Annotated in this window: 6 protein-coding genes and 3 tRNA genes; 6 read left to right on the top strand and 3 right to left on the bottom strand. The window is 49.7% G+C overall.

Annotated features, from left to right (window positions below):
• The first annotated feature begins 22 nt into the window (after nt 1-22).
• Complete coding sequence (locus tag EHN13_RS21135) at nt 23-265, top strand: DUF4224 domain-containing protein (protein ID WP_071667664.1); 243 nt, start codon at nt 23-25, stop codon at nt 263-265.
• Nucleotides 240-1,283 carry a tyrosine-type recombinase/integrase gene (locus tag EHN13_RS21140; RefSeq protein WP_052463722.1) on the top strand — a complete coding sequence of 348 codons (1,044 nt, stop codon included), beginning with the start codon at nt 240-242 and terminating at the stop codon, nt 1,281-1,283. Before EHN13_RS21135 ends, EHN13_RS21140 begins: the two co-directional genes overlap by 26 nt.
• Nucleotides 1,284-1,349: 66 nt before the next feature.
• Here EHN13_RS21140 and EHN13_RS21145 read toward each other — a convergent pair.
• Nucleotides 1,350-1,439: transfer RNA gene (locus EHN13_RS21145), tRNA-Ser, on the bottom strand.
• Between the two features lie 93 nt (nt 1,440-1,532).
• On the opposite strand from EHN13_RS21145, the gene mtfA reads away from it, so the two are divergent.
• Nucleotides 1,533-2,330, top strand: coding sequence for a DgsA anti-repressor MtfA (gene mtfA, locus EHN13_RS21150; RefSeq protein WP_048211295.1), 798 nt, complete (start codon nt 1,533-1,535; stop codon nt 2,328-2,330).
• A 99-nt stretch (nt 2,331-2,429) separates the two neighbouring features.
• Nucleotides 2,430-2,505, top strand: a tRNA-Asn gene (locus EHN13_RS21155).
• Between the two features lie 42 nt (nt 2,506-2,547).
• Here the strand turns inward: EHN13_RS21155 and cbl are convergent.
• Together cbl and nac are read right to left on the bottom strand one after the other, a co-directional pair.
• Nucleotides 2,548-3,498, bottom strand: a complete 951-nt coding sequence (gene cbl / locus EHN13_RS21160) for an HTH-type transcriptional regulator Cbl (RefSeq protein WP_124022038.1) — start codon at nt 3,496-3,498, stop codon at nt 2,548-2,550.
• Between the two features lie 101 nt (nt 3,499-3,599).
• The gene (nac, locus tag EHN13_RS21165; RefSeq protein ID WP_048211293.1) at nt 3,600-4,517 is read right to left on the bottom strand and encodes a nitrogen assimilation transcriptional regulator NAC; all 918 of its coding nucleotides are present in this window, start codon (nt 4,515-4,517) and stop codon (nt 3,600-3,602) included.
• Nucleotides 4,518-4,843: 326 nt separating this feature from the next.
• Here nac and EHN13_RS21170 point away from each other — a divergent pair.
• A tRNA-Asn gene (locus tag EHN13_RS21170) sits at nt 4,844-4,919 on the top strand.
• Between the two features lie 161 nt (nt 4,920-5,080).
• A complete protein-coding gene (locus EHN13_RS21175; RefSeq protein ID WP_124022039.1) occupies nt 5,081-6,343 on the top strand; it encodes a tyrosine-type recombinase/integrase in 1,263 nt (420 codons plus the stop codon).
• Nucleotides 6,344-6,982: the final 639 nt, after the last annotated feature.

Genomic DNA, 6,982 nt, shown 5'->3' on the forward strand with positions numbered 1-6,982 from the left:
CAGGCCATCAGAGAGATGAGCTATGCACGAACTTACACTGTCTCCTCAGGAAATTGCAGAAATTACTGGCTATCAGCGCTACACCCACCAGCAGCGACAGCTGCGGTGTCACGGCATACCGTTCACCACTGATGGGCGGAACCGCCCAATTGTATTGCGCAGAAGTATTGATCCCGGAGTTTCTGAATTACCTAAGGTCGATGAATATGTTGCACTTGAGCCAAATTACGACGCAATCAATGGGCAGACCAAGAAAAGATCCTAAAGACAAGCACCTCCCGCCACGCGTAACTAAAAACCGTTATAGCTATGTGTGGAAGCCAAAAGGAACAAAACAAAGCGTAACTCTTGCACCTATTACCGGGACAAGTATGTCCCGGCTATGGGCGCGTTATGAGGAAGAGAAAGCTAAGCGTTCAGACGTAATGACATTTTCTAAATTATGGAAGTTATTCACCAGTAGCCCAGCTTTTGCTGAACTGGCTCCACGGACGCAGACTGATTACAGATCGTATGAAAAAAACCTGGTCCCAGTGTTCGGGAATATGCGAGCAGATGACATAAAAATTGAGATGGTCAGGATCTATATGGATAAACGTGGCCAGCGCAGCATTAACCAGGCAAACCAGGAACTCGGCGGAATGTCGCGTGTTTTCTCATGGGGATATGAACGAGGGTACGTGAAAGGAAATCCGTGCAAAGGAGTGCGCAAGTTCTCTTTAAAAGCCCGTGACGTGTACGTGACAGACGAAGAATATCAGGCAATTTATGAAGAGGCGGCACCAGCTCTCCGGGTTGGCATGGAGATATCTTACTTATGCGCAGCTCGCGTTTCCGATGTACTTTCTCTCAAATGGTCGCAAGTAAGCGAGGAAGGCATTTTTATCCAGCAGGGAAAGACCGGGACTAAACAAATAAAAGTCTGGACTGAACGGCTTCATAACGCCATCGAACTTGCAAAAACTCTGGGTGGGCGGGAAACGGTTATCTGTAGCAGCAAAAAAACTAAATACTCGAAAAGTGGGTTTAATGATCTGTGGGAAACGGCAAGGGAAGCAGCAGGAAAAAAACTAGATAGAAAACTGCCGTGTACTTTTCATGATCTCAAAGCCAAGGGAATATCTGATTACGAAGGCTCGAGTAAGGATAAACAACTATTCTCAGGTCACAAAACTGAAAGCCAGGTTGTGGTTTATGACAGAAAAGTGAAAATTTCTCCCACATTGGATCTTCCAGTCTTGGGCAAATCAGAAGATGATGATGGCGAGTTTTATACCAAGTGAATATACCAACACTATACCAAGTGTGACATGAGTCGTTGAAAGGAATTGAGCTAAGTGTTTGAATAGTGGCGGAGAGAGGGGGATTTGAACCCCCGGTAGAGTTGCCCCTACTCCGGTTTTCGAGACCGGTCCATTCAGCCGCTCTGGCATCTCTCCGTTCTGGTGGTTGCCATGATGCCAGGTAATTTGGCATTTTAACAGACCCAGTTCCGTCAATTTCGTTCAAGTGACGAGTTTGCGAGCAAAACGATGATTAAGTGGCCCTGGAAAGAGCAAGAAACAGCCCGGAATGATGACTGGCCCTGGGATGATGCCCTGGCAATTCCTCTTCTGGTGAATCTTACTGAACAAGAACAAGCCAGGCTTATTGCCCTGGCTGAGCGTTTTTTACAGCAAAAAAGATTGGTTGCGCTACAAGGATTTGAACTGGACGTACTGAAAAGTGCACGAATTGCTCTGCTTTTCTGTTTGCCAGTTCTGGAATTAGGCATCGAGTGGCTCGATGGTTTTCATGAAGTCCTTATTTACCCTGCCCCGTTTGTCGTGGATGACGAATGGGAAGATGATATTGGGCTGGTGCACAATCAACGGATTATTCAGTCAGGCCAAAGCTGGCAACAGGGTCCGGTGATCCTGAACTGGCTTGATATCCAGGATTCCTTCGATGCTTCCGGCTTTAATCTGATTATTCACGAAGTGGCACATAAACTTGATATGCGTAATGGCGATCGCGCCAGCGGCGTTCCGGCTATTCCGCTGAGGGAAATTGCGAACTGGGAGCATGATCTCCATGCCGCGATGAACAACATCCAGGATGAAATCGATCTGGTGGGTGAAACGGCCTGCAGTATAGATGCCTACGCAGCAACCGATCCTGCAGAATGCTTTGCGGTATTATCCGAGTATTTCTTCAGCGCCCCCGAGTTGTTTGCACCACGTTTTCCGGCATTGTGGCAACGTTTTTTCCAGTTCTATCGCCAGAACCCAATGCTTCGGTTGCGCGATAGCCAGGAAGAAGACCATTTTCGCTCATCAAATGTACATTAATACTGAATTTGAAGATTAATTAACCAATTGATATGACGTATTAATTTTACTGTTGACACGTCATGGTGAGGTCAGTAATATGCGCCTCGTTCACACGATTCCTCTGTAGTTCAGTCGGTAGAACGGCGGACTGTTAATCCGTATGTCACTGGTTCGAGTCCAGTCAGAGGAGCCATATTTAAGAAGCCTGCTTAGGAAACTAAGCAGGCTTTTTGCTTTATATCTGATAATCAATCATCACTTCATCAGGCTCCATCGCCTGGCGTTTAATCTCTTCCACAGATAAACCTGCGTTGCATAGCTCGATGAATCGCCAGACGTAATTGCGCTGCAACTGACCACGTTTGAGCCCCAGCCAAACGGTGTTCGCATCAAATAAATGCCGGGTATCAAGGCGGGTTAACGTCCCCTCCTCCTGCTCTCCGCTGGATTGCTCCGCCACCAGCCCTATTCCCAGCCCCAGCGCTACATACGTTTTAATCACATCCGAGTCCTGTGCACTGAGGATAATATCCGGCACCAACCCTTTACGCGCAAATGCCTCATCAATACGTGAGCGTCCCGTAATACCCTGTCGATAGGTAATGAGCGGCCAGTGAGCAATAGACTCAAGCGTAAGCGGGGAAGCCTTAACTAATGGATGATCGTGTGGAACGAGCAGGCTGTGCTGCCAACGAAACCAGGGAAACGCCACCAACAGCGGATCGCTGCTGAGTCGTTCACTGGCAATACCAATGTCTGCGCCGCCATTTTGCAGGAGAACGTCAATTTCTTGCGGCGTCCCCTGGATAAGCTCCAGGCGAACCTCCGGGAAGAGCTCACGAAATGCTTTGATCACCGCAGGCAGACTATAGCGTGCCTGCGTGTGCGTGGTCGCAATGGTCAGCACACCAGACGTGTCATTGGTAAACAGGTCCGCCACTCGGCGAACATTACTGGCTTCATTAAGAATACGCTCAGCGATCACCAGCAACGCCTTCCCCGGTTCGGTCATGCCAAGTAAACGTTTACCACGACGAATAAAAATTTCGATGCCAAGTTCATCTTCAAGTTCACGAATATGCCGACTTACCCCCGACTGCGAGGTATAAAGAATATTCGCGACTTCCGTCAGGTTGTAATCCTGACGGGCCGCCTCGCGGATTATTTTAAGTTGCTGGAAATTCACTTTTCGCTCCGGGTACATCAGACATTACACTATTGTTAAAGTCTGATGCCCGGCATAACAAATAATAAAAACCTGCATCTTATTCCTGGCTGGAATAAGGTCTAACTCACCAGCTGTAGTTCCCGATTTTCCAGAGCCGGACGGCTAACCAGCGACAACAGGATCTCTTTCACCGCCTGAGCCTGTGGTGTCAAACTGCCTCTGGCTGACATGTTAAGCGAGAGGGGCAGATTCATGGAGGGCGTTGTAATCCGCGCCATCCAGCCATTCGCTGCATGACATAATGCCCGGGCTGCCGATTCAGGTAAGACTGTCACCCCCATACCGCTGGCAATCGCGGCCGTTAGGGTGGAGATAGAATCAATTTCACCTATTACTTTGGCCGTTAAGCGGCGCAGTGAGAAGGCTTCGTCAACACGGAGGCGAACCGCACTGTAATCCCGTGGCAGAAACAAATTCATCTGCGCGACTGCCGTTAAATCGACACCAGGCCCAGGACATTCACGCGTCCCCACCAGGAAAAGATCCTCTTTGAGTAACGGTTGACTGGAAATACCCGCGATCGGCGAGCGCTCGTAGAGCACCGCCATATCTAATTGACCACTGAGCAGTTTATCGTTCAGCACCGCCCCGCTGTTTTCATGTAAATAGACCAGTACATCGGGCAGCTCGGCGCGAACGGTCTGTAATAACGGCATGGTAATTGATGATGCCGCAGTGCCTGGCGCCAGGCCAATAGAGACGTGTCCACTCAGGGTCTGCCCTACATTATTGACCGCAAGCTGCGCCTGCTCACACTGCCGTAATATCGTCCGGGCGTGCGTATACAGCACTTTCCCCGCTTCCGTCGGCGTCACCCCGCGTTTGGTGCGGATCAACAGCTGTTGATCCAGCTCCCCCTCCAGCGTAGCAACCTGCTGGCTCAGCGCGGGTTGAGCGATATGCAATACTTCCGCTGCCTGGGTCAGGCTACCAATATCGACGATTTTTACGAAGTATTTCAGTCGTCTGAAGTTCATTTTGCCTCCTGTCGGAATACCAGAACCCATGCTGGCAATCATGAAACTCAGGATTGCAAGATGCTTGCCAGTTTCATCTGTAGACGATTATTTAATGTTAAGCTCCCGTTAAGTAAGGGATGGCGCAGGAAAGTGATCGCTTCTACTGATTCCGCGTTTTTCCGGGCTGCCCCACAAGAGGTAGACCCGCACCAGAATGGGGCAAATGTCTAAAAAGCATGAAAGATCGCCGCTTTGTTGAATTTGTCAGCAAACGAACACACAATTTCATTTACCCCTTTGACAACCCCCATCGCCCCCGCTAATATGCGCCTCGTTCACACGATTCCTCTGTAGTTCAGTCGGTAGAACGGCGGACTGTTAATCCGTATGTCACTGGTTCGAGTCCAGTCAGAGGAGCCAAATTCTTGTTTTCAGGCGTGCTTAGAAGTCCCTATACGATTAGGTTTCAATAAGTTAGCGTGAAAATCTTTCCCGATGCGTATCTGGTTTTCCCTCCGCATCCGGCGAAATTGGTGGTCTGATTTGGGGTCATTTCAGTTCGATAATGGAGTGACCACCATATGTCCCTGTCCGACGCGAAAATCCGCAGCACTAAACCTTCTGATAAACCCTTTAAACTGGCTGATTCCCATGGCCTGTATTTGCTTGTCAATCCGGTCGGCTCCCGTCTCTGGTATCTCAAGTATCGCTTCAGCCGGAAAGAATCCCGTATTGCGTTGGGTGCCTACCCGCTGGTTTCGCTTTCCGACGCTCGTCAACAGCGCGACGGCATCCGTAAGCTTCTGGCACAGAACATCAACCCCGCACAGCAGCGCATGGCTGAAAAAGCCGCCGCGTCACCGGAAAAATGCTTTGAAGCCGTTGCGGTGGCATGGCACAAAACCAACAAAAAATGGTCAGCTGACTATGCAGAGCGCATCCTTGCCAGTATGAAAAATCATATCTTTCCGGCAATCGGTCATCTGCCCGTCACGATGCTGAAAACGCAGCATTTTACTTCATTACTGCGGGTTATTGAGGATAAAGGCTTTCTCGAAGTCGCGTCCCGAACCCGGCAGCAGCTTTGCAACATCATGCGTTACGCCGTTCAGCAGGGACTCACCGAAAACAACCCGGCACAGCATCTGGAAGGCGTCACCGCACCGCCGGTTAAAAATCACTATCCCGCTCTGCCACTGGAGCGGTTGCCCGAACTGCTGGAACGTATTGGTGATTATCAACAGGGACGGCAGTTAACAAGGCTGGCGGTGGTGCTGACCCTGCATCTGTTTATCCGTTCCAGCGAGCTGCGCTTCGCCCGCTGGAGTGAGATTGATTTCAGACACAAAATCTGGACCATCCCCGCCACCCGCGAAACGATTGAGAAAGTTCGCTTTTCCGGGCGTGGCGCAAAAATGCGCACCCCGCATATTGTCCCGCTTTCCCGACAGGCCATCGCCATTCTGAAGCAGATACACGAAATTTCCGGCCATCTGGAACTGGTGTTTCCCGGTGACCATAACCCGTACAAACCGATGAGTGAAAATACCGTTAACCGGGCGCTGCGCTTAATGGGCTATGACACAAAAGCGGATGTCTGCGGGCATGGTTTCCGGGCAATGGCCTGTAGCGCACTGGTGGAATCTGAACTCTGGTCGCGGGATGCAGTGGAACGGCAGATGAGCCATCAGGAGCGCAACAGCGTTCGGGCGGCGTATATCCACCGCGCCGAACACCTCGACGCCCGTAAAGCCATGATGCAGTGGTGGTCGGATTATCTGGATTCGAGCCGCGAAGGGTACATTGCGCCGTATATTTATGCGCGGCAGCATAAAGCGGCCTGAACCAGCGGCAATGTAATTTGTTGAAAATGAAAACGCAGATCCTGATGGATTCGGATCTGCGTTTTTGCATCAAAAGGTTTTACCTTCGTCTTTTTTGCTATTAATCGGAAAGCATACAAAATTATTCTACGCAGAATAATTTTGCACGAAAATCTATCAATACATCAACAATCAATAGGTGCATGTCGAATTATTCACGGTAAATAATTTCTGGCGATCGCTGCCAGACAGCCTGCACCAGGACCGGTTAATCAGCACGCCATAACTGCACCAGTTCACTGCCACCATTTATCTGCACCAGCCTGTCGTCGCCTGTATACAGCAGGACTGCACCAGATATCGCCGGATATATCGATCTGCGCCAGCTTTAACCTTTTAAGCCCTTTGGCCTTTTCCGGTCTGGCGCTGTTACCCTTAGTCGCCCCTTACCCTTTCCGGCCTTTTTCCTTTGGCTGGCGCAGGTTGGCATGGCAACATCCTGATGCGGCACCAGAATCTTGTACAAAAATCACCCAAAAATATTTGGCCCCAAATAATTTTGGCCAAAAAACAACCACGTAGATTTTAATCGGCCATACCTCTCGGATATGTTGTTATTGAGAGGAAATCGTACAAAAAATTTCTACGTAGAAATTTTTT

It is taken from the genome of Citrobacter youngae (assembly GCF_003818115.1).
Classification (GTDB): Bacteria; Pseudomonadota; Gammaproteobacteria; order Enterobacterales; family Enterobacteriaceae; genus Citrobacter; species Citrobacter youngae.

Bases quoted from the DNA above. Each gene is read 5' to 3' on its own strand.
- EHN13_RS21140 (WP_052463722.1), top strand. From the start codon at position 240: ATGGGCAGACCAAGAAAAGATCCTAAAGACAAGCACCTCCCGCCACGC.
- EHN13_RS21135 (WP_071667664.1), top strand. From the start codon at position 23: ATGCACGAACTTACACTGTCTCCTCAGGAAATTGCAGAAATTACTGGC.
- mtfA (WP_048211295.1), top strand. From the start codon at position 1,533: ATGATTAAGTGGCCCTGGAAAGAGCAAGAAACAGCCCGGAATGATGAC.
- nac (WP_048211293.1), bottom strand. From the start codon at position 4,517: ATGAACTTCAGACGACTGAAATACTTCGTAAAAATCGTCGATATTGGT.
- EHN13_RS21175 (WP_124022039.1), top strand. From the start codon at position 5,081: ATGTCCCTGTCCGACGCGAAAATCCGCAGCACTAAACCTTCTGATAAA.